This is a genomic window from Streptomyces sp. NPDC026522 (genome assembly GCF_055567555.1).
In genome coordinates this window covers 857452-879009 of the sequence record NZ_JBVHQF010000001.1, presented here as the reverse complement: position 1 = coordinate 879009, position 21558 = coordinate 857452, and the positions used below count along the sequence as shown (strand labels likewise).

19 protein-coding genes are annotated in these 21558 nt (G+C 74.1%); 8 read left to right on the top strand and 11 right to left on the bottom strand.

What is annotated here, in order from left to right; genetic code table 11:
* Positions 1-10 precede the first annotated feature (10 nt).
* On the top strand, positions 11-550 hold the full coding sequence (locus ACZ4M3_RS03840) for an isoprenylcysteine carboxyl methyltransferase family protein (protein WP_467729864.1): 540 nt from the start codon (positions 11-13) through the stop codon (positions 548-550).
* The gene (locus ACZ4M3_RS03835; RefSeq protein WP_467729862.1) at positions 547-1575 is read left to right on the top strand and encodes an NAD(P)/FAD-dependent oxidoreductase; all 1029 of its coding nucleotides are present in this window, start codon (positions 547-549) and stop codon (positions 1573-1575) included. Before ACZ4M3_RS03840 ends, ACZ4M3_RS03835 begins: the two co-directional genes overlap by 4 nt.
* Positions 1576-1636: 61 nt before the next feature.
* On the opposite strand, the gene ACZ4M3_RS03830 is transcribed toward ACZ4M3_RS03835, so the two are convergent.
* Entirely contained in the window at positions 1637-2713 is a 1077-nt protein-coding gene (locus tag ACZ4M3_RS03830) for a hypothetical protein (RefSeq protein WP_467729860.1), read from the bottom strand.
* Between the two features lie 184 nt (positions 2714-2897).
* Here ACZ4M3_RS03830 and ACZ4M3_RS03825 point away from each other — a divergent pair, with 184 nt between their 5' ends.
* The 4 genes from ACZ4M3_RS03825 to ACZ4M3_RS03810 all read left to right on the top strand — a co-directional run bounded on the left by ACZ4M3_RS03825 (position 2898) and on the right by ACZ4M3_RS03810 (position 5355).
* On the top strand, positions 2898-3215 hold the full coding sequence (locus tag ACZ4M3_RS03825) for a hypothetical protein (protein ID WP_467729858.1): 318 nt from the start codon (positions 2898-2900) through the stop codon (positions 3213-3215).
* Between the two features lie 105 nt (positions 3216-3320).
* The gene (locus tag ACZ4M3_RS03820; RefSeq protein WP_467729856.1) at positions 3321-3512 is read left to right on the top strand and encodes a DUF6381 family protein; all 192 of its coding nucleotides are present in this window, start codon (positions 3321-3323) and stop codon (positions 3510-3512) included.
* Between the two features lie 15 nt (positions 3513-3527).
* Complete coding sequence (locus tag ACZ4M3_RS03815; RefSeq protein ID WP_467729854.1) at positions 3528-4037, top strand: mycothiol transferase; 510 nt, start codon at positions 3528-3530, stop codon at positions 4035-4037.
* Between the two features lie 166 nt (positions 4038-4203).
* Positions 4204-5355 (top strand): serine hydrolase domain-containing protein, encoded by a 1152-nt coding sequence (locus ACZ4M3_RS03810; protein ID WP_467729852.1) that lies wholly within the window; start codon positions 4204-4206, stop codon positions 5353-5355.
* A 12-nt stretch (positions 5356-5367) separates the two neighbouring features.
* Here ACZ4M3_RS03810 and ACZ4M3_RS03805 read toward each other — a convergent pair whose 3' ends face one another.
* Positions 5368-6729: a M64 family metallopeptidase gene (locus ACZ4M3_RS03805; protein WP_467729850.1), complete on the bottom strand. Its 1362-nt coding sequence runs from the start codon at positions 6727-6729 to the stop codon at positions 5368-5370.
* A 137-nt stretch (positions 6730-6866) separates the two neighbouring features.
* Here ACZ4M3_RS03805 and ACZ4M3_RS03800 point away from each other — a divergent pair, with 137 nt between their 5' ends.
* Positions 6867-8225, top strand: coding sequence for a tetratricopeptide repeat protein (locus ACZ4M3_RS03800; protein ID WP_467729848.1), 1359 nt, complete (start codon positions 6867-6869; stop codon positions 8223-8225).
* On the opposite strand, the gene ACZ4M3_RS03795 is transcribed toward ACZ4M3_RS03800, so the two are convergent.
* From ACZ4M3_RS03795 to ACZ4M3_RS03765, 7 genes are all read right to left on the bottom strand, one after another.
* Entirely contained in the window at positions 8222-9145 is a 924-nt protein-coding gene (locus tag ACZ4M3_RS03795) for a LysR family transcriptional regulator (RefSeq protein ID WP_467729846.1), read from the bottom strand. The two genes, ACZ4M3_RS03800 and ACZ4M3_RS03795, sit on opposite strands and share 4 nt — an antisense overlap.
* A gap of 167 nt (positions 9146-9312) precedes the next feature.
* Positions 9313-12534 (bottom strand): TIM-barrel domain-containing protein, encoded by a 3222-nt coding sequence (locus ACZ4M3_RS03790; protein WP_467729844.1) that lies wholly within the window; start codon positions 12532-12534, stop codon positions 9313-9315.
* A gap of 170 nt (positions 12535-12704) precedes the next feature.
* Positions 12705-13772: a PP2C family protein-serine/threonine phosphatase gene (locus tag ACZ4M3_RS03785; protein ID WP_467729842.1), complete on the bottom strand. Its 1068-nt coding sequence runs from the start codon at positions 13770-13772 to the stop codon at positions 12705-12707.
* A 231-nt stretch (positions 13773-14003) separates the two neighbouring features.
* Complete coding sequence (locus tag ACZ4M3_RS03780; RefSeq protein WP_467729840.1) at positions 14004-14237, bottom strand: hypothetical protein; 234 nt, start codon at positions 14235-14237, stop codon at positions 14004-14006.
* A gap of 220 nt (positions 14238-14457) precedes the next feature.
* Positions 14458-16251 (bottom strand): ABC transporter permease/substrate binding protein, encoded by a 1794-nt coding sequence (locus ACZ4M3_RS03775; protein WP_467729838.1) that lies wholly within the window; start codon positions 16249-16251, stop codon positions 14458-14460.
* On the bottom strand, positions 16251-17321 hold the full coding sequence (locus ACZ4M3_RS03770) for a quaternary amine ABC transporter ATP-binding protein (protein WP_467729836.1): 1071 nt from the start codon (positions 17319-17321) through the stop codon (positions 16251-16253). The genes ACZ4M3_RS03775 and ACZ4M3_RS03770 overlap by 1 nt, the downstream gene beginning before the upstream one ends.
* Before the next feature lie 288 nt (positions 17322-17609).
* On the bottom strand, positions 17610-18563 hold the full coding sequence (locus tag ACZ4M3_RS03765) for a SigB/SigF/SigG family RNA polymerase sigma factor (protein WP_467729834.1): 954 nt from the start codon (positions 18561-18563) through the stop codon (positions 17610-17612).
* Between the two features lie 146 nt (positions 18564-18709).
* Here ACZ4M3_RS03765 and ACZ4M3_RS03760 point away from each other — a divergent pair, with 146 nt between their 5' ends.
* Positions 18710-19069 carry a MarR family transcriptional regulator gene (locus tag ACZ4M3_RS03760; RefSeq protein WP_467729832.1) on the top strand — a complete coding sequence of 120 codons (360 nt, stop codon included), beginning with the start codon at positions 18710-18712 and terminating at the stop codon, positions 19067-19069.
* Between the two features lie 34 nt (positions 19070-19103).
* Here the strand turns inward: ACZ4M3_RS03760 and ACZ4M3_RS03755 are convergent, their stop codons facing one another.
* Both ACZ4M3_RS03755 and ACZ4M3_RS03750 read right to left on the bottom strand, forming a co-directional pair.
* Positions 19104-19835, bottom strand: a complete 732-nt coding sequence (locus ACZ4M3_RS03755; RefSeq protein ID WP_467729830.1) for a GntR family transcriptional regulator — start codon at positions 19833-19835, stop codon at positions 19104-19106.
* 111 nt (positions 19836-19946) lie between these two features.
* Positions 19947-21512, bottom strand: coding sequence for an IucA/IucC family protein (locus tag ACZ4M3_RS03750; RefSeq protein WP_467729828.1), 1566 nt, complete (start codon positions 21510-21512; stop codon positions 19947-19949).
* Positions 21513-21558: the final 46 nt, after the last annotated feature.

Genomic DNA, 21558 nt, shown 5'->3' with positions numbered 1-21558 from the left:
CCTCATGCCGATGACCTGGTACCTGCTGCTCCTCGCCCTCGTGGCGGGCGAGCGCCTCGCCGAACTCGCCGTGGCCCGCCGCAACACGGCCTGGAGCCTGGCCCGCGGCGCCCGGGAGTACGGCCGCGGCCACTATCCGGCCATGGTGGCCCTGCACACGGCGCTGCTGGCCGGATGCGCCGTCGAACCGTGGGCCGCGGGACGGCCGTTCCTGCCGCTGCTCGGCTGGCCGGCGCTCGTCCTGGCCCTGGCCGCGCAGGGGCTGCGCTGGCGGTGCGTCGCCGCGCTCGGCCCGCGCTGGAACACCCGGGTGCTGGTCGTGCCCGGGCTGACGCCCATCTCGGCCGGGCCCTACCGGCTGCTGCGCCACCCCAACTACCTGGCGGTGGTGGTGGAGGGGCTCGCGCTGCCGCTGGTCCACTGCGCCTGGGTGACGGCGGCCGGATTCGGCGTACTGAACGCGCTGCTGCTGCGGGTGCGGATCCGCTGCGAGGACTCCGCGCTGGCGGCCGCCCGTACCGGCAGCGGCCTCGTGGGCGCCGCGCCGTGATCGACCTGCTCGTGGCGGGCGGCGGTCCGGCCGGGCTGGCGACGGCCATCCAGGGCGCCCTGGCCGGGCTGGAGGTCGTGGTCGCCGAACCGCGCCCGACCCCGATCGACAAGGCCTGCGGCGAGGGGCTGATGCCGGGCGCGGTGCGCCGGCTGACGGAACTGCGCGTCCCGGTGACGGGCCGCGCCTTCCACGGCATCCGCTACGTCGACGGGGTGACCGGGCAGCGGGCGGAGGGGCTGTTCCGGGACGGCCCCGGGCGCGGGGTACGGCGTACGGACCTCCAGGCGGCGCTCGCGGCCCGGGCCGCGGACCTGGGCGTACGGGTGGTCGCGCGGCGGGTGGAGGAGGTCCGGCAGGACGAACACCGGGTAGGGGCGGCGGGCTTGACCGCCCGGTACCTGGTGGCGGCGGACGGCCTCCACTCGCCGGTCAGGCGCGCGCTGGGCCTCTCGGCACCGCCCGCGCCGCGGCGGCCGGCCCGCTACGGTCTGCGCCGGCACTACGCGGTGGCGCCGTGGAGCGATCTGGTGGAGGTGCACTGGGCGGCACGGTGCGAGGCGTACGTGACGCCGCTCGGGCCGCGCCGGATCGGGGTGGCGGTGCTGACCTGCGAGCAGGCCCCGTTCGAGGAGCAACTGGCCCGGTTCCCGCTGTTGTCGGCCCGGCTGCCGCCGCCGGGGCCGGGCGACGCGGTGCGCGGTGCGGGTCCGCTGCGCCAGCGCTCCCGGGTCAGGGTGGCGGGGCGGGTGCTGTTCGTCGGGGACGCCGCGGGGTACGTCGACGCGCTGACCGGTGAGGGCCTCACGCTGGCGCTGGCGGCCGCGGGGGAACTCGTACGGTGCGTACGGGCGGGCCGGCCGCAGGAGTACGAGCGGGCCTGGCGGGAGGTGTCGCGGAGCTACCGCGCGCTGACCGGGTCGCTGCTGTGGGCGCGCGGGCGGCCCTGGCTGGCCGGGCGGATCGTGCCGGCCGCCGCGCGGCTGCCCGGGGTGTTCACGCGGGCGGTCAACCTGCTGGCCTGACGGACCGCGGGGGCCCGGGCGGCCTCGCGCCGCCCGGGCCCCCGGCGGGCCGGTCCCGGGGTCAGGCGCCGTCGCCCTCCTCGGCCACCGCGGCCCGCCGGGGGCCGTAGGTCAGGGCCAGTCCGGCGAGCACGGAACCCGCGCCGGCGCACAGCACGGTGATGACGCCCGACCAGGCGTGGGGGCCGCCCAGGGCTCCAGCCAGTGGGTCGAACACGGCGATCCCGCCCGCCAGGTGCAGCGCGACGACCGCGAGCGTGGCGACGGCCGCGGCCCGCCACACCGTCTGGGTGTCCCACACCGCCAGCAGCACGCCGAGCCCCAGGCAGAACACCGAGACGGCGGTGGGGAGGTAGCCGACCGGGTTCACGGCCGGCAGGGCGGCGAGGTTGCTGGGCAGGTGCATGACCCCGCAGAGCAGCAGGGCGGCGGCGGCGGGCCAGCGCAGCACGTGGTGCAGGACGCCGCGCCGGGGCGGGCCGGGCTCGCGGCCGGGGGCGGGCGGCGCGGGGGCCGGCTCGTGGCGCTGCGCCGCGGCCGGGTCCGCGGGACGGCCGCCGCCCGGGCCCCCCGCCGCGGTGTCGTCGGCGCGCGGCGCCCCGGTGACGGGCGGCTCGGCGGCGGGCGGCCCGCCGGGAGGCGGTTCGCCGGTGGGCGGTTCGGGCGCGCAGGCGGCGGGTTCCGGGGACTGGTCGGAGCTACCGCCGAGCGACCTGGCCAGGAGGGCCACGTCCTCGATGGGCCGGCCGAGGGCGGCCGCGCGCAGCGTGATGCCGGCCTCCACCTCTCCGTCGGGCGGCTCGCCCAGCAGGGCGACCATGTGCCGGACGTCGTCGACGGAACGCGACACGGCGGCCGCGGCCAACGCCTCCCGTCCGGACCGGGACAGCAGGCCGGTCTCCTTCAGGAGGCCCACCAGGGCGGTGACCTCCTCGACCGGCCGGCAGGTGGCCGCGGTGTCCAGCAGGGTCCGTACGGACTCCGGTGGTTCACCGGCCGGCCCGGGGGACGGGGGACGCCCGGGGCTGTCGGTTTCCCCGGCCCGCTCCTCGGCGGCGGGGGCACGGTCCTGGAGGGGTTCGGGGGTGCCGTCGCGGTCGTCGTACTGCGCCGCCGCGCGGGTGTTGCGGTCATTCATGGACAGCTCCGTTCGCCGACGCACGGGGTCTACACATCGCACGCCGGTCATCGTGCGTCATGGGAATCGCACGCTTAGCTGCATTGAGCGGCATATGCGGGTACTGCGCCATTCGGGGCGGGCAAACGGGGGGTGGCGCGGGCGCCGGTGATTTCCCGGGCCGCCTCGGGGCAAGCGGTCTTGCATGACTGTCTATCTCGTCACCATCCCCGGCACCCTGTTGACCGAGCTCACCCCCGAGGCCCGGGCGCGGCTGGTGGGCGCGCTGCGGCCGGCGGATCCGCGGGGCACCGAGCTGGGGGTCGCCGAGGACCTGGACATCCTGTCGTTCTACTCCGGCTCCTCCGCGTTCAGCCTCCACGTGGAGGTGGAGGCGTCCGACACCGCGTCGGCGGTGGACAAGGCGCGGGACCTGGCGTCGTCGGCGCTGCACGGCGCGGGACTGGATCCGGGGACCGCCCCGCTCGGGGATCCCGTGATCACCGGGATCGCCGGCGAGTAGCCGACCTGCGGTGACGGGCCGGGGCGGGGCTTCGAGATGCGGGTGCGCCGCGCTGCTGATTCCCTGGTTCCGCCCGCTCTCCACCACTGAGCCAAGGAGCAGATCATGAGCGTTGCAGGCGGATCCGGTGGCCGGTCGCGGCAGTTGCGCGAGAAGGCCCAGGAGATGAGGACGGCGGCGGCGCGGTCCGACGACCCCCAGGAGCGCAAGCGGCTGGAGGACAAGGCCCGCCGGCTCCAGGAGCAGAGCGAGATGGAGAGCCGCATCATGGACGATCCCGGCATGGACCCGCGGTAGCGGACGGGGCGCGCCGTGAAGGCCACGGAGGTACTGGCCGACGCCTACGGACGGGTCCGTGAGGTGGTGCACGAGGTGCTGGACGGGCTCTCGGCCGAGGAACTCAACGCGCGGGTCGACCCGGCGGCGAACTCCGTCGCGTGGCTGGTCTGGCACCTGACCCGGGTGCAGGACGACCACGTGGCGGACGCGGCCGGGCTGGAGCAGGTCTGGCAGGCCCAGGGCTGGGCGGAGCGGTTCGCTCTGCCGCTGCCTGCGGGCGCCACCGGCTACGGCCACACGGCGCGGGAGGCCGGGAAGGTCCGGGTCGATTCGGGCGAGCTGCTGCTGGGCTACTTCGACGCCGTGCACGAGCAGACCCTGCGCTTCGTGCGGGGGCTGGGGGCCGCCGACCTGGGCCGGGTGGTCGACGAGCGCTGGGATCCGCCGGTCACCTTGGGAGTGCGGCTGGTGAGCGTGCTGACCGACGACCTCCAGCACGCCGGGCAGGCGGCCTTCGCCCGGGGCGTGCTGGAGCGCCGGTAGCGGTTGCCGGGATCCCGCGGGTACCGGGATCCCGCGGGTACCGGGATCCCGCGGGTAAGTCGTGGGCGGCGCACCGATGAGTCCGGGGCGCCGCGGCGGTCCTGATTCCAGGGAGCCGGTCCACTGCCGGACGCGGCCCCTTCACAGCCTTCGGGAAGGTGGAGTCATGACCGGCCTGCGCGAGATCCTGGCACCGTACGTGAGCAGCGGATACCTGCCCGGGGCGGTGGGTTTGGTGGCCCACGGCGACCGGGTCGAGGTGGCGGCCGTCGGCTCGGCCGGGACCGGCGGTTCCGCCCCCATGGCCCGGGACACGATCTTCCGGGTGGCCTCGCTGACCAAGCCGGTCGCGGCCGCGGCGGCGATGACGCTGATCGAGGAGGGCCGGCTCGCCCTCGACGAACCGGTCCGCGACCGGCTGCCGGAGCTCGCCTCGCCCGTGGTCGTCCGTACGCCGTCGAGCCCGCTGGACGACGTGGTGCCGGCCGAGCGGCCGATCACGGTGGAGCACCTGCTGACGTTCCGGGCGGGGTACGGATTTCCCTCGGACTTCTCGCTGCCCGCGGTGCAGGCGCTGTTCACCGAGCTCAGACAGGGTCCCCCGCAACCCCAGCTGATCGCGGAGCCGGACGCGTGGATGAAGGCGCTGGCCCGGATCCCGCTGCTGTACCAGCCGGGTGAGGCCTGGCTCTACAACACCTGCTCCGACATCCTCGGCGTGCTGATCGCCCGCGTCGCCGGGCAGCCGTTGCCCGAGTTCCTCGCGGAGCGGATCTTCGAACCGCTCGGGATGCGGGACACGGGCTTCGCCGTCCCGGCGGCCGATCTCGGCCGCTTCACCGGGTACTACCGGGGCGGCGGCGAAGGCGGCGGCCTGGAGTTGGTCGACGCCCCCGACGGGCAGTGGAGCCGGATGCCGGCCTTCCCCTCCGCCGCGGGCGGGCTGGTCTCGACGGCGGACGACCTGTACGCGTTCGGCCGGATGCTGCTCGCCGGCGGCGCCGCCGACGGACGCCGGCTGCTGTCGGCCGAGTCGGTCCGGCAGCTGACCGGCGACTGGCTGACCCCGGCCCAGCGGGCCGGTGGCGCGCTCTTCCTGGAGGGCCAGGGCTGGGGGTTCGGCGGCAGCGTGGACGTGGAGCGCCGCAACCCCTGGAACGAGCCCGGGCGTTACGGATGGATCGGCGGTACCGGGACGGCGTCGCACATCGTCCCGGCCACCGGCTCCGTCACGGTCCTGCTCACCCAGCGGGAACTGGCCGGCCCGGCCTCGCCCGCCCTGATGGAGGAGTTCTGGCGGTACGCGGCCGGGTCCTGACCGGGCCCGCGGTCAGCGCCGGACGCGCCAGCCGACCGTGGTGCGCAGGCTCGCGGAGATCTGCGGGTCGCGCACCGAGGGCGTCCGGTCCTCGGCGGTGACCGTCAGGCTGTGGGCCTTCCAGCCGGAGAGGGGCAGGTCCCCCACCCGGACGTCAGTCCGTCCGGCGAATCGTTTCAGCTCGTGGCCGTCCAGGTACCAGCGCACCACGAGCTGTCGGCCGTCGGGGCCGGTGAGGCGGGGGACGGAGACCTTCGCGCGGTCGCCCGGGCGCAGGGTGCGGCCGGTGGGGGTGAGCGGTGTGAGGGTGCGGGCGTGCCGGTGGAAGCCCGCGATCATCGCCTCGACGCCGGGGAGGCTGAACGGCTTGCCGAGCACCCGCATGATCGAGCTGTCGGTGGGCCGGTAGAGGCCGGTGACGAAGTATCCGCCGCCTTCGTAGGCGCCCACCGTGCCGCCGTCCGGGGACGGCTCGCCCAGCCAGCGGTACCACTTGGCGCGGGCGTCGCGCATGCGGTCGGCGGTGAGGGTGGAGGTGTTCGACTCGGCGGGCTCGGGGCCGGTGTACTGCTCGTAGCCGGGGGTGCCGGGGTAGAAGTACTCGTCGGCGAGTTTGCCGAGCGAGTGGCCGGTCTCGTGGACGGCCACCTGGCCGGACTTGGCGTTGCCCGCGGAGGCGGTCGAGATGCCCTCGTAGCCGAGGCCGGGGCTGGGCTCGTTGTAGCCGGCCCCGCCGTACTTGGTGCTGTTGGACAGGACGATGACGAGGTCTGCGGCGGGGGCCTTCGCCACGTACGCGTCCACCTTGGGCTGGTCCACGCACAGCAGCCGTTCGATGCCCTCGCACCAGAAGTAGGAGCCGAGGGCGGTGTCGCGGGTGGTGGCGGGGTCCGGGTCGCCGGAGACGCCGGACTCGCGGGAGACGGCGTCGACGGTCCAGACGTTGAACAGGTTGCGGTACGTCGCGTACGGCTCGACGGCCGTGACCTCGGCCCACTTGCGCCGGGCGTCGTCGTGGAACTTCCCCAGTTCGGCTGCGGTGTAGCCGTCGCCGATGACGACGACGTCGAGGCGGTCGGCGGTGGGGCCGTTGTCGACCGTCTTGTTGACCTCCCCGTCGGCCTCGCGTTCGGCGGCGGAGAGCCCGGGCGGTGCCGTGCCGCGGCCGGTGGCCGGGACGCGGACGTGGCCGGATCCGGCTTCGCCGCCCTCTTCGGGCCCCGGTACCTCGACCTCCACCCGGTGCGGCGCCGACGGACCGGACGGCGGGGCGGCCGCTGCGGCGGGTACGGCGGGTACGGCGGCCAGGAGAACGGCGCTCGCCCCGAGGGCCGCGACGGCCAGGCGGACGGTCGAGCGGACGGGTGACCCCATGAAGTCCCTCCCCGAGGAACATAAACAATAAGATAAGCAGGCTTAACCGGGTGCTTAAGTTAGGGGCGCGCACGGGACGCGCGCAATGGCCATCTCCCTCTGAATAATGGGGAGTTCGCAAGCCCAGGGGGAATTTCATGGATGAACCGGCCGAAATCGGCCGCCGCGTGCACCGGCTGCGCGCCGAGCGCGGCCTCACCCAACGGCAGTTGGCGCAGCCCGAGTACACGCCCGCCTACATCTCCACCCTGGAGTCGGGCCGGGTCCGCCCCTCCGAGGCGGCGCTGCGCTTCCTCGCCGACCGGCTCGGCACCTCCTACGAGGAACTCGCCACCGGCCGCCCCGCCCGGCTGGCCACCGAGCTGCGGCTGGCCCTGACCGACGCACAGCGGGCCCTCGCCACCGGCGCCGCCGACGAGGCCGCCGTCCTCTTCCGGCGGCTGCTCACCGACGCCGAGCGGCTCGGCCTGGAGCCGGAGCGGGCCGAGGCGCTGCTGGGGCTGGGCGACTGCGCCCTGGAGCGCGGCGAACTCACCGACGCCATGGGTCATTTCGAAGCGGCCGAGCGGCTGCTGGCCCAGGAGCCGCTCCCCCGCCGGGCCCGCGCCGTCCGCGGCCGGGCCGTGGCCCATCTGCTCGCCGGGGAACTGCGCTACGCGTGCTACCTCCTCGAATCGGCCATCGACGGGCTGACCGCGGGCGGCCTGGGCGACCCCGAGGCGCTGGTGCTGCTCTACGCCGCGGTGATCAGCCCCTACATGGACATGGGCGCCCACGCCCGGGCGGCCCACGCCGCCGAACTCGCCCTGGCGCTCGCCCCGCAGGTGCAGAACCCGGCGCTGGTGGCGGGCATGCACCGGCAGGTCGCGCGGACCTTCCTCGCGGAGGGGCGCACGGCCGACGCGGACGCCTCCCTCGCCCAGGCCCAGGCGGTCTACCGGCAGCTGAGGATGCGCACCGATCTGGCGCACTGCCACTGGATGCGCGGCTACGTCCAGGCCCAGCGGGGGGAACTCGCCGCGGCCGAAGTGGAATTGCGTGCCGCGCGGGACGTGCTGGCGGCGCAGCGGGCGGCGCTCTACACCGCCCAGGTGGAGGTCGAGCTGGCCGACGTACTGCGCCGGCTCGGGCGGTACGACGAGGCCACCGGGCTGCTGGCGGCGCTGCTGGAGCTGGGCGAGCGGCACGGCGCCGTGCACGCGGGCGGAGCGCACCGGCTGCTCGGCCTCATCGCGGAGGAGCGGGGCGACACCGGGGCGGCCGAGGGGCACTACGTACGGGCGCTGGCACTGCTGGAGCGCAGCGGGGCGACGGGGGACCTCGCGGACCTGTGCCGGCTCCTGGGGGACCTGCTGCGGCGCGACGGGCGCCCCGAGGCCGCCCTGGACGTGTACCGCACCGGCCTCGGCCACCGGGCGGTACCGGGCGCCACGACACTGGGCCCGGCCCCGACGCCCCCGGCCGGCGCGCCCGCCCCGCCTCGGGAGTGCGGCTAGTGCTGTGACCGGAAAGGGCCGGCGGGGCGGGCGGTGCAGGAGCGGGCGACCTCGTCGGCGAAGATCCGGGCCGGCGGGGTCAGGGCGCTCCAGCGGCGCACGGCCCAGCCGACCGCGAGGGGCGGCAGGGCGGGGACGGGCAGCAGCCGGAGCGGGCCCTCGGTACCGGGGACCTGCCAGCCGGGCAGCGCGGGTATCAGGGCGTGGCCGAGCCCGAGTTCGGCCAGCAGCAGGGCGGTGTCCCAGTCGGCCACGCTGGTGTCGGAGCGGCTGATCCGGACCCCGCGGGCGGCGAGGGCGGCGTCGAGGTGGGCGCGGGAGGCGGAGTTCTCCGGCAGCCGGATGTGCCGGATGCCGCCGAGCTCTGCGGGCTCGACGCGGGCCCGGGTGGCGAGGGGGTCCTCCGCGCCGACCGCGAGCACCCACGGCAGGTGCATGACGGGGCGCTGCTCGATGCCGCGTACGGGGTCGCCGATGGTGATCCAGGCGAGGTCGAGGTCGTCGGCGGCGAGGGCGGCGAAGCAGCTGCGGCTGGAGTTCTCGGTCTGGAACTCCAGGCTCACCTCGGGGTGGCGGCGGCGGAAGGTGACGACGGCCTCGGACATGAAGTGCCGCACTGTCGTGGCGCCGGTGGTGACCCGGACGGATCCGGCGTCTCCGTGGACGAGGTCGTCGAGGCGGCGCAGGGCGCCGTCGAGGCCCGCGATGCCGTCGGCGGCGGCAGCGAGCAGGATCCGGCCGGCTTCGGTGGGGACCACCCCGCGGGCGTGGCGTTCCAGGAGGGCGGCGCCGGTCTCCTGCTCCAGGCGCCGGACGTGCTGGCTGACGGCGGGCTGGGTCCGGCCGAGCTCACGGGCGACGGCGCTGAGGCTGCCGGCGCGGCACACGGCGACGAAGACGCGGAGGTCGTCGAGGGTCATGGGGGCAAAGCTACAGCTTGGGTCCGGCGTCGAAACCCGGGGATTGACTTGGGTTTTGGGCTCGGTGAGGATCGGTACAGGGCCCGGGCGGCAACCCGGGACCGCGCCCGACCCGGAGTCCGGACTCCGGGCGGGCGGGGTTCCGGGTGCCGACCCACCCCGGGGGTTCAGGGCGTGAAGGCCCACCGCTGGGCGGGGGTGCCGGCGCAGGCCGTGCGGGTGAGGCGGGTGCCGTTGGCGGTGGCCGATCCCTCCGGGGTCAGGCATTGGCCGGCGTTGCGCAGACTGCCGTCGGGTCCCGGCTGCCAGGTCTGGCCGCCGGCCGCGCCGCAGGGCTGTACGGTGACGGCCGCCGCGTTCGTGGCGCCCAGGCACACGCCCCCGAGGCCGGTGAGGTGGCCGTCGGCGCCCAGGGTCCAGCGCTGGTTGGGGCCGCCGTGGCAGGTGTAGAGGGTGGGTTCGGTGCCGGGTGTGGTGCTGCTGTGCGGCAGGTCGGCGCAGCCGCCCGCCGCCGAGTTGACGAGGGTGGCGTCGGCCGGGAGGGGGGTCGCCCGTCCGGTGAGGGTGAGTTCGGCCGCGCTGGTCCAAGGTCCCCGGCCGCCCGCTTCGGTCAAGGCGCGCAGCCGCAGGTAGCGGCCCGTCGTGGCGGGCAGGGTGATCCGTTTCAGGGCGGCGCTGTCGGCGAAGGTTCCGGTGGCCGCCGGCGGGCCCCAGTCGGTGGTGGAGTCGGACACGTAGACCTCGTAGGAGCCGATGCGGCCGTTGACGCCGCCGTCCTGGCGGGGCAGGTAGCCCAGGCCGTCCACCGTGTAGCGGGCGCCGAGGTCGATCCGCACCTCGTGGGGCGGCGGCGCGGGGGTGCCGGAGGACCATGCCGTGTGCCAGATCGTGGCCGGGTCGCCGTCGAAGGCGTTCGTGGCGCTCCCGTTCTCGGCGGCGGTCTCCTGGCTGTCGGCGGAGAGCAGGCGCCAGGCCGACTGCGGCAGCGGCGCGGAGCCGGTCGGGATGGCGCCGGCGGTGGGGAGGGTGACCCCGGTGGCCGTGACGGTGAAGGCGCCCTGCTTCGTACCGGTCTTGACCCACAGGACGCCGGAGCGGTCGGCCGGGTCGAAGAACCAGCCGGTGGCGGCGGCGTCGTACGCGCTCTTCGTGGTGAGCCGGGTGAGCGCACCGCCGTCGACGGTGAGCGCGGTGGGCGCCGAGGCGACGTGCAGGCTGAACTCGTACCCCCGGGAGGCCGGCTGGCCGGCGTAGCTGCCGGTGGGGGCGCCCACGGAGACGGTGACGGTGCCCGTACCCGCGCTGGGGGCGCTGACGTCGACCTGCTGGCGGGCGAAGGCGCCCGACTGGTAGGCGCGCGTGCGGCCGTCGTCCTCGTAGAGGCTGAAGGCGGAGTTCCCGCGCGGGTGGATGTCGTAGGTGAGGGTGGAGACGGGCTTCTCCCCGGTGTAGTTCATCTGCGGCCACATCGGCACGATCGCGCCGCCCTTGACGAACAGCGGCAGCGTGTCGAGGGGCGCCCGGTAGCCGTTCAGCCAGCCCGGGCCCGCGTACGTCGTGCCGGTCCAGTAGTCGGTCCAGGTGCCGGCGGGGAGGTAGATCCCGTCGCGTACCGAGGTGTCGGAGACGACGGGCGCGACGAGGAAGGAGTCACCCGCCATGAACTGGCCGCTGGTGAGGTTGCCGCGGGCCACCGGGTCGTCGGGGTACTCCAGGACCATCGCGCGGGTGCTGGGCACACCGGTGTCGTGCGCGGCACGGCTCATGGTGTACAGGTACGGCATCAGCCGCATCTTGAGCTGGAGGTACTTGCGGTTGATGGACAGGTAGGGCTCGGCGAACCGCCAGGGCTGCTTGTCCTGGTAGCCGGCGGCCGGGTTGGTGGCGCCCCAGCCGGACATGGTCATGAAGGCCGGGGTGAAGGCCTTCCACTGGAGGTCGCGGACGTAGGTCTTGGGGCTGCCGCCGAAGATGCCGTCGACGTCGCCGGAGGCGTAGTTGAGGCCGGACAGGCCGGCGCCCGTGATGGCGGGGACGTGCCAGCGCATGTCGTCCCAGGTGCCGTTGGTGTCACCGGTCCAGACGACGGCGTTGCGCTGGGTGCCGGCCCAGCCGTCGACGGTCCAGACGTAGCGGCGCGCGTCGGAGTTCTGCTCGATGCCGTCGACGGCCTGCCGGACGCCGGTGAAGGCGTTCTTGTACCCGCCGCCGATCCAGGCGACGTCGGTCTTGACGCCCCGGGTGCCGGCGGCGCCGACCTCGGTGGCGATGTCGGTGAGGCCGGTGGAGGTCCACAGGCCGGTCTGGAAGCCCTTGGCCCTGAGGGCGTCGACGGTGGACTTGAGGGGCGCGGTGTAGCCGCAGCCGTAGCCGTCGTTGGGCAGGAACCAGCCCGAGGGCATGTCGGCGGCGCGGGCGTCGGCGGCGTAGCCGACCACGTCGGGGGTGGTCTGGTGGCGCAGCCGGCCGTGGTCGCCCTGGTAGGCGGGGTTGGAGGCGTTGAAACAGTCGGCGTTGCCGAGTTCGAAGCCCCACATCGGCGCCATGAAGGGTTTGCCGCTGACGTCGGTGTAGGCGTCGAGGACCGATTTGAGGGAGTCGCCGGTGAAGTACCAGGCGTCGAAGCGCTTCTCGTCGTGGGCGAGGGTGGTGGGCGCGTTGAACCCGTACGAGCCGGGGGCCCAGGTGTTGCGCATGACGCCGTAGCCGTTGGTGGACATGTAGAAGGGGGCGGGGCTGGCGTTGTCGTTCTCGCGCCATCCGTTGTCCACGGCGACGGGGACGGTCTTGTCGCGCAGGGCCCATTCCCCGAGGCGCAGGCCGGTTCCGTAGAACTGCTCGTCGGCGCCGCGGGCCAGGTACTGGGTGGTCCGGGTGCCGGTCCAGGAGGTGGGCTGGGTCTCCTGCCAGACCAGGGTGGTGTTGTCGGCGCGGTAGACGGAGAAGCGCAGGGGCGTCTTGTTGACGCGGACGGAGAGGGCGCCGGTGGTGATCCGGTAGTAGGCTCCCGCGTCGGTGTAGCCGGTGTTCACCGGGCCGAAGTCGGTGGTGGTGGCGAGGTCGGAGCCGGCCGGGTCCTGGGTGAAGGCGCCGTCGGGCGAGAGCCACAGCCGGAAGATGTCGGCTCGGGCGACGACCACGCGGGCCTTGGCGCCGGAGGACGTGGTCACGGTGAAGGTGTTGCCGGACTGGGTGAGGCCGGTGGCGTTGCCCGCGGTGGCGGGGGCCGGGGCCGCATCGGCCGGTGCGGCCATCGGGCCGGCGGCGGCGAGTCCCGCCGTGGCGAGGGCGCCGGCGAGCAGGGCGGCGCCGGGGCTGCGGCGGCGCCCGCGGGCCCGGGCTCTGGTGGGGGTGGGGACGGGACGGATGCGCCTCAGGGTCAGTCTCATGGGGCAGCTCCTCGTGCGGTCCGGGGTCACGGACACACCGCTTTGGCATGCGCCTGGCAAACAACACGGCCAAGATAGCGGCTCTTGAGGGCCGGATGAAGGAAGATGCTCGAAATTGCGCCCTAGCAAGCAGCTTCGCGCAGGAATCGCCCGGCGCTCCGGGCTGTGGCTCAGGCGTCGCCGTCCAGGCGCTCGATCGCCACCAGCGCCGCGTCGTCCTCCAGCCGGCCTCGCGGCGAATGCCGGAGCAGGTCCGCGCAGAGGTGGCGCAGCAGGCTGTCCGGGCCGCCGCCGGGCCACGCTGCGGCCCGCTCCGTCAGGGGGTAGAAGGCACCGGCCTCGTTGCGGGCCTCGATGACCCCGTCCGTGTACAGGAGCAGCAGATCGCCGGGCTCGAAGGCGAACGACTGCGGGGTGAAGCCGCCGAGCACCAGTTCGGAAAGTCCCAGCGGCGGTGCCGGCTGGGCCACCTGGAGCGGGACGGCCCGGCCGCCGCGCAGCAGCAGCGGCGGCGGGTGGCCGCAGCTGATCACCCGCAGGACCATCTCGGCGTCCGGGATGTCGACCACGGCGGCCGTGGTGAACCCCTCCCCCGGCGGCGGGCCCCCGTCCTCGTGCGTGTCGTCGTCCATGTCGGCGGCGACCGCACCGTCGAGGTAGGCGACCAGGTCGTTCAGCGCGGCCTTGCGGTGGGCGGCGGAGCGGAAGGCACCGAGGACGATGGCCGCCTCGCCGACCGCTTCCAGACCCTTGCCCCGGACGTCCCCGATGAGCAGCCGGGTGCTGTCGTCGGTGCGGGCGGCGGCGTACAGGTCACCGCCGATCCGCGCCTCGGCATCGGCGGCCAGGTAGACCGAGGCAAGCCGCAGCGGTCCCATGCGCTCGCGCAGGGGCCGCAGCAGGACCTGCTGCGCCGTCTCGGCGACCGAACGGAGCTGGGTGAGCTGCGCCTCGTGCACCTCCCGCAGGTGCGCGAAGAAGGTGACGAACACCGAGATCAGGATGAGCGCGATGATCTGGAAGGTGTGGTTCAGGTCGGTGACGGTGGTCCTGGCGATGGCCACCGCCACCTGCGCCGCGACCGCCACGGCGCCGACGAACGCGGTCGCCCGGGGCCCCGCGAACGAGGCGGTGACGGCCGGGGCGGCGGCCAGGAAGGGGCCCAGATGGACGTCCGGCGGCGCCAGCACGTCGACGGTGGTGACGATCGCGATCAGCGCCAGGGGGACGGACAACATCGCCGTGCGCGGTTCCCGGTACCAGTGAGTACCTCCGTGCTGCGGGCGTAGGTCCATGACTCCTGCATACACCCGCGCCGCTCCTTCCCGCGCAGTGGCACGCCCCCGGCCGAGCGGTATCCGCCCCGGCCACCGCCCGGGCCCACACCGCTCGGGAAGCACTCGTAGGGGCCCCGGCCCACCAGCAGGGTGACGCTCTGACGGGCGGCCCGCGCGACGGTCGTACGGGGGTCAGAAGTCGAGCGGTACGCCGGGGGTGACGGCCAGCCGCGGCGGGGCCACCGCGGCGTGCCGGTGGCCGCAGGGGTCGAACACCAGGACCACGGGCTCCCCCGGCCGCTGGCGCCAGGAGATCCGTTCCGTACGGGCGGCGCACACCGGGCAGGGCGGCAGCGGTCCGGGCCGCGGCCCGGGACTCTCGGACGCGGCCGTGAGCGGCGGCGGCGCGGTGTGCGGGTCACGCATGGCGGCTCCCTGGTCCGGGGGTTGTGCTGCTGGCACTGTGCCACGCCCGGCACTTCGTACGCACGGCCGATTCGCCCCGGGTTCCGGCAGGTCACCGGGCCGCGCCCGGGGCCGGTCCGGCCGCCAGGCGCCCGTCCGCCCCCGCACCGCTGCCGCGAAAGCGCCGGTGCGCGGAGGACCGTACGGTCCTTCGCGCACCGGCGCTGGTGTGCGTGCCCGCTCAGCCGAGCTTCGCGACCTCCGGGTGGGCGTCCAGCCAGGCCCGGACGGCCTGCTGTTCCTTGCCCTTGCCGGTTTCCTGGATCTTGGCCTCCAGGCCGGTCAGCTGCTGCTCGGTGAGCTTGAACGAGCGCATCCAGGCCGCGACTTCCGGCTCGTCGGCGGCGAAGCCCTTGCGGGTGACGGTGTGGATGCCGTCGCCCTTGCCCCAGGCACCCTGCGGGTCCTGGAGCTTCTTCATGTCGTACGAGGCGTAGGCCCAGTGCGGGGACCAGAGCACGACCGCAACCGGTTCCTGCTTGGCGTAGGCCCGCTTGAGTTCGGCGAGCATGCCGGGGGTGGAGCCGTCGACGACCTGGTACTCGCCGTCGAGGCCGTACTGGGGCAGCACCTTGTCCTTGAGCATCTTCATCTCGCCCGCGCTGGGCTCGATGCCGATGATCCGGCCCTTGAACCGGTCGCCCTTGCCCTTGAGGTCGGCGAGCGAGGTGACGTCCTTCACGTACGAGGGGACGCTCACTTCGAGGGACGTCGGGCCGTACCAGGAACCCAGGTCGTCCAGCTTGTTCCCGTACTTCTTCCAGTACTCGGACTGGGTGACCGGCAGCCACGCGTCGGTCTGGACGTCGATCTGGCCGCCCGCGAGGCCGGTGAAGAGGGCGCCCAGCTCCAGCTGGCGGGCGTCGACCTTGTAGCCGCGCCGCTCCAGGAGCTCCTTCCACAGGTAGGTGGAGGCGATGCCCTCGTCCCAGGGGATGTAGCCGATGCTGACGGTGCGGCCCTTGCCGGTGTTGGGCAGGCCGGAGGCGGTCGCGGCCGGCGTCCCGCCGCCGAACACGCCGAGGCCGCCGGCGACCAGGGCCAGGACCACGACGCCGCTCAGGGCGTGGACGGGCTGCGGCCGGTGCTGCCACACCCGGGCGGCGCCCCGGGTGGCGGCGCGGGCCTTGGCGAGGGCGCGCCGGCCGAGCGGGGAGACCTGGCGGCCGAGGGCGCCGGTCATCCGGTCCAGGTACATGGCCAGGATGACGATGGAGATGCCGGCCTCGAAGCCGAGGCCGATGTCGACGCTGCCGATGGCGCGGTAGACGGCGCCGCCGAGTCCGCCGCCGCCGACCATGCCGGCGATGACGACCATGGAGAGGCCGAGCATGATGACCTGGTTGACGCCGGCCATGATCGTGGGCAGTGCGAGCGGCAGCTGTACCCGCACCAGGGTGTTGCGCGGGGTGGTGCCGAAGGCGTTCGCGGCCTCGACCAGCTCACCGTCGACCTGGCGGATGCCGAGCTCGGTCATCCGGACGCCCGGGGGCAGCGAGAAGATGATGGTGGCGATGATGCCGGGCACCACGCCGACCCCGAAGAAGATGATGCCGGGAATGAGGTAGACCATCGCGGGCATGGTCTGCATGAAGTCCAGAGCGGGCCGCAGTACGGCGCTCACCCGGTCCGAGCGGGACGCCCAGATGCCCAGCGGCACCGCGATCACGAGGGTGACCAGAGTGGCGACCAGGACCAGGGAGAGCGTGGACATCGCGTCGTCCCACAGGCCGACGGAGTCGACGAGTGCGAACCCGGCGAAGGCCAGCAGGCCGGCGAGCAGCCCGCGCAGCCACCACGCCCCGATGGCGAGGATGCCGGCGAACAGCAGCGGGGCCGGGGCGGACAGGACGGCGTCGATGCTGTCGTAGAGGCCGCTGACCAGCGCGCTGATCGCGTCGAAGAGCCAGTTCAGGTGGCGCTGGAGGAAGTCGACGCCGCTGTCGACCCAGGCGCCGAGAGGGATGCGGGGCATCAGGCTGCCACCTCCGCGCAGTGCATCGGCGGCCGCTGTTCGTCGCCGATGAAGGCGACGAGGCGGTCCTGCCCCACCGTGCCGACGACGGCGCCGTCCGCGCCGGTGACGGCGACCGGGTGCGGGACGCGGGCGCTGATCGCGCACAGGTCGGCGAGCGGGGTGTCGGCGCTGACGGTCGGGCAGTCGCAGGCGTCCGCATGCGGCTCGGGCTCGTCCATGACGGCGTCGGCCGTCAGGACCCGGGAGCGGTCGACGTCCTGGATGAAGGAGGCGACGTAGTCGTCGGCGGGCCGGACCAGGATGTCCTCGGCAGTGCCCTGCTGGACGATCCGGCCGTCGCGCATGACGGCGATCGAGTCGCCGAGCCGCATGGCCTCGTTGAGGTCGTGGGTGATGAAGACGATCGTCTTCTTCAGGGTGCGCTGGAGTTCGAGCAGCTGGTCCTGCATGTCACGGCGGATCAGCGGGTCGAGGGCACTGAAGGACTCGTCCATCAGCAGCAGGTCGGCGTCCGTGGCGAGGGCGCGGGCGAGGCCGACGCGCTGCTGCATGCCGCCGGACAGCTCGTCGGGCCAGGAGTTCTCCCAGCCGCCGAGCCCGCACAGCGCCAGCGCCTCGGCGGCGCGCCGTTCGCGCTCGGCCCGGGGGACGCCCTGGACCTCCAGACCGTAACCGGCGTTCTCCAGCACGTTCCGGTGCGGGAAGAGCGCGAAGTGCTGGAACACCATGCTGATCTTCGTGGAGCGGACCCGGCGCAGTTCGGCCGGGGCGAGCGCGGTGAGGTCCTCGCCGTCGAAGAGGATGCGTCCCGCGGTGGGTTCCAGCAGTCCGTTGAGCATGCGCAGGAGGGTGGACTTGCCGGATCCGGACAGACCCATGACGACGAAGATCTCGCCGGGCTCGACGCGGAAGGAGGCGTCGATGACGGCGGCCGTGACGCCGTCGGCCCGCAGTTCCTCGCGGTCGGTGCCGCTTTCCAGCGTGCGGATCACCTGCGCGTCGCCTTCGGCGTCGCCGGGTCGTCTGCCGAACACCTTGTACACGTGCTCGGCCTGGAGCGTGGACACATACACCTCGCGGGTCGTGGGGATACGGCTCGCGCGCGGTGGGGCGGCGCGGACCGTGGAGCGGTGCGGGATCCGCCCGCCCCTCCGCCGGCCGTGGGACAGGCTGGTGGAAGGTTCCGTTCCAGATCCCCTCGTTCCCGGCTTTATTCAGTGCAAACGCAAAGGTGATCTACCTCACGGTGCGGGAGCGGGTAGCGGCGGGCATACGACGACGCACGCCGCCTGGGGTGGCGACGTGCGTCGGGGTGGTGCCTGGCTTCGGCGGTTGCCTTCGCGGGTGCGAGCGGCTCAGCCGCGGCGCGCGGGCGCGGGACGCCCTGCCGGAGCCTCGGACGGCTCGGGGTCGGCCAGCATGGACTTCCGGAGGTGGGCCAGCAGCCGGGTCAGCAGCCGCGAGACCTGCATCTGCGAAATGCCCAGGGCGGCACCGATCTGGGCCTGGGTGAGCTCCTCGCCGAAGCGCAGCTGGAGCATCCGGCGCTCGCGGTCGGTGAGCTGTTCGAGCAGCGGGGCGAGGGTCTGGATGTCCTCGACCAGCCCCATGGCCGGCTCCTCCTCGCCCATGACCTCGGCGAGGCTCTGTCCCTCGGTCGCGTCGCCGTGCTCGGACTGCGGGGCGTCGAGGGAGCCGCTGGTGTGACCGTTGGCGGCGACCAGGCCCTCGACGACCTCCTCCTCGCTGAGTCGCAGGTGCGCGGCGAGATCGGCGACGGTCGGCGAGCGGTCGAGCCGCACCGTCAGCTCTTCCTTGGCCTTGGCGATGTCGATGCGCAGCTCCTGGAGCCTGCGCGGGACGTGGACCGCCCAGCTGGTGTCACGGAAGTGCCGCTTGATCTCGCCGGTGATGTACGGCATGGCGAGGGTGGAGAACTCGTTCTCCAGCGTCGGGTCGAAGCGGTCGATGGCCTTGATCAGCCCGATGGTTCCGACCTGGACGATGTCCTCGATGTCGCCGCCCTCGCCGCGGCTGCGGAAGCGGCGGACGGCGTACTGGACGAGCGAGGCGTTCATCTCGATCAGCGTGTTGCGGACGTACTGGTACTCAGGGGTGCCCTCGGACAGCTCTCGCAGGCGGGAGAAGAAGACCTTCGAGAGTTCCCGCGCGTCCGAGGGGGCCACCTCCCGCGGGTCCTCGATCAGCGGGAGACCCGCCGTGTACGGACGGGGGCGGGGGGCGGGGACTCCCGTGTCGGCCGGACGAGCGGTGTCGGCGGTGCGGGAGGAGGGGACAGGGACCGGCATGGGGGTTCGCTCCTTGGGCTGGTCGGCTTGCGGCGCGGGACCTTGACTGCGGTAGATGTTGGACTGCTTCCGCTCTTACGTCAAGAAATACCGGAAACGCGTTTCGCGTATTGCGCCACCTGAATCGGGTGTCGCATCATGAGCGTATGGGCAGTCCGTCTCAGCGACATAATTGGACATTTTTGACGAATCATGCTCGCGTCCTCGTGGCCATCGCCCGGGATCCGGGCGTACGCCTGCGCGACGTGGCGATGACCTGCGCGCTGACCGAGCGCACCGTCCAGGCGATCGTCACGGACCTGGAGACGGACGGCTACCTGCGGCGCGTACGGGACGGCCGCCGCAACCGGTACGAGATCTCCAGCAACGCCCTGTTCCGCCACCCGGCCGAGGCGGGCGTCCAGGTGGCGGGCCTCCTCGCCCTCCTCGCCGGCGCCCCGACGCAGCACCACCCGGAGACCGGCACGGAGTCCGAAGCGGGGGCGGGCGTCGGGGTCGGCGGCTAGCGGGAGCCGGCCAGCACTGTGGCCGGGATCACCTTCAGATCACCCGGAACGCGTCCGCCGGGCGGTCCCGGTGGAAGGTCAGCCGGTCCCAGGCGGGGAAGGCCAGGTCGGTGAGGGCCAGCAGGGCCCCGGAGGGGTCGTAGAGGGCGCGGCGCACCGTCAGTCCGCAGGCCGGGGCCGCGCGGGCCGCCGGGTGGGTGGTCCGGGTCATGGTGAGGGTCTCGACGGTCCGCCCCTCGTTCGCGGCGCGCTCCAGCCAGCGCTCCAGCGGGGTCAGGTCCAGATCCCGGACGGCCACCCGGTCCCGCAGGTCCGCCAGCTCCGGCGTCCGCGCCACGACGCGCGGGCAGAGGTACGTCACGGCGTGCCGGCGCGTCTCGCCCGCCGGGCCGAGTGCGCGGTGGTGGTGGACCAGCGTCCGCTCCCCGCCGCGCATCCCGAGCATCGCGGCGAAGGACGGCGGCACGCTGACGAGCGTGAGCCGGCCCTGGGTGGCGGCGGCCGGGCGGCCGCCCGGCGGGGCGGCCGGGGGCGCGGGGTCGGCAGCCCCTGCGGGGCGGGTGCCGCGCCGTCCGGTGACGATCAGCCCCTCCGCCCGCAACTGCTGGAGGGCGGCCCGGACCGTCTGCCGGTTGACCCCGTACCGGGCCGCGAGGCTGCGCTCGGAAGGCAGCTTCCCGCCCGGGCTCCGCGCCGCTCGGTCGAGTTCCTGGCGCAGGGCGACGGCGATCCGCTGGTACTTGGGCATGGCGGCCGGGCCGGGCATGACTTCTCCTCTGACGGGGGCCAAGGGCTGCGGTCTGCCCGTCCAACGTAGCAGTGGTCTATACCTTTGACACGGGTGCGCCGGGCAACCGGAACCACCTTGGCCGAATCCCTACCCCTCCTGGTTCCGCAGAGAATTCCGCAGCGGGTTCGGCAGCGGAAGGTAGCGCGCCTCCGCGCCGTCCGCCCGGGTCCACCGCAGCAGCAGGTTCGTCTTCGCGGGCAGGGCGGGGGCGGTCAGCAGTCCGGCGATCTCGGGCAGCCCGTGAGCGGCGTCGAAGCGCAGCAGTTCCTCGCGGACCGCGGGCCACAGCTGCCCGGCGACCCGGGGGTGCCGGTCCGCCAGCGCCTCCGCGATCTCCGCCAGGTGGTTGACGACCAGACAGTAGACGAGCCGCTGCCACGCGGCCTCGCGCGGCAGGTCGGCCGGCAGCTTGACGCCCTCCGCGTCGCGGAAGACCGCCTGGACCGGCAGGCCCTGCCCGTCGACGGCGACCAGGCAGTTCTGCAGGTGGGCCTCCAGCACGATCCCGTGCCGGGCGAACAGCCCCAGCACCGGCGGCACCACCTGGCGCAGGTACGCCCGCCACCACGCGGCCGGGTCCGGGGCGGCCGCCAGCGGGCTTCCCTCGAAGCCCTCGGCGAGTGCGGCTGCCAGCAGCGGGCCGGCCCCGGGCAGGAGCCGCCCGTGCAGCCCGTCCCGGACCACGACGGCGAGTTCTTCGAAGGCGAAGCCGGCCGTCCGGTAACCCCGGTCGGAGAGCCAGACCGCGTTCGATCCGGTCCGGCGCAGGTCGGCGAAGGCGGCCCGGACCGCGTCGTCCGTACGCCGCAGCCGCAGCAGGTCGTGCCGCCACAGCCGGCGTACGTCGTTGGTGATCCGGACATCGAGGCTGAACTTGACGAACATGTCCCGGGCCGGGTCCGGCACGTACAGGGTCCGGACCGAGGCGGTGGGCCAGACGGTCCCGCCGCCCGGGCCGAGCCGCACCAGCCGCCCGTCGGCGAAGGCCTCGCGCACTGCCGGGCGGTCTTCGACCAGGGCCAGCTGCCACGGGTGCGCGGGCAGCAGCCGGTACCCGGCGGGCGCCCGGGGGCCGTCGAGGAGCGCGGCCAGCGCCTCGATCGCGGCGCCGACGCCCGGGCCCCCCTCCTGCACGGCCTGGTCCTCGCGCACCCCGAGGAAGTGGAGCGGGAAGCGGGCATGCGCCTCTGGGGCGTACGGCAGCCAGCTCGCGGCGGGGGCGCCCCCGCGGGCCTTGGGGGCCGGGTGGTGCGGATGCCCCATGACCAGCGCCTGCTCCGAGCGGACGTACGGGTCCGCCGGGGCCTCGGCCGTGGCACGGGCGGCCAGCAGCGCCGCGACCGTGTCCCGGCTGTCGTTGATCTCGGCCGGCAGTTCGTCGTTGGGGACACCGGTGTACTGGCGCAGCTCGTCGGAGCTCAGCTTCACCAGCTCCGCATGGCTGAGCAGGCGCCAGCCGTGCGCCGTGCCCAGTTCGGGCCGCACCGCCCGGCGGCCCCCGCGCGCCCGCAGCAGCCGCCCGCTGCCGCGCAGCCGGTGGACGCCGTCCTCACCCGTGGGATCGGCCGCCTCCCGCAGCAGGCAGTTCAGCAGCGGGGTGGAGGCGTAGGCATCGGCGGCGGCGTTGAGGTCCACTGGTTCCATTCGATCCATTCGATGATCATCACCGATCATCGGGTAAGACAATTATGAGAGAGGA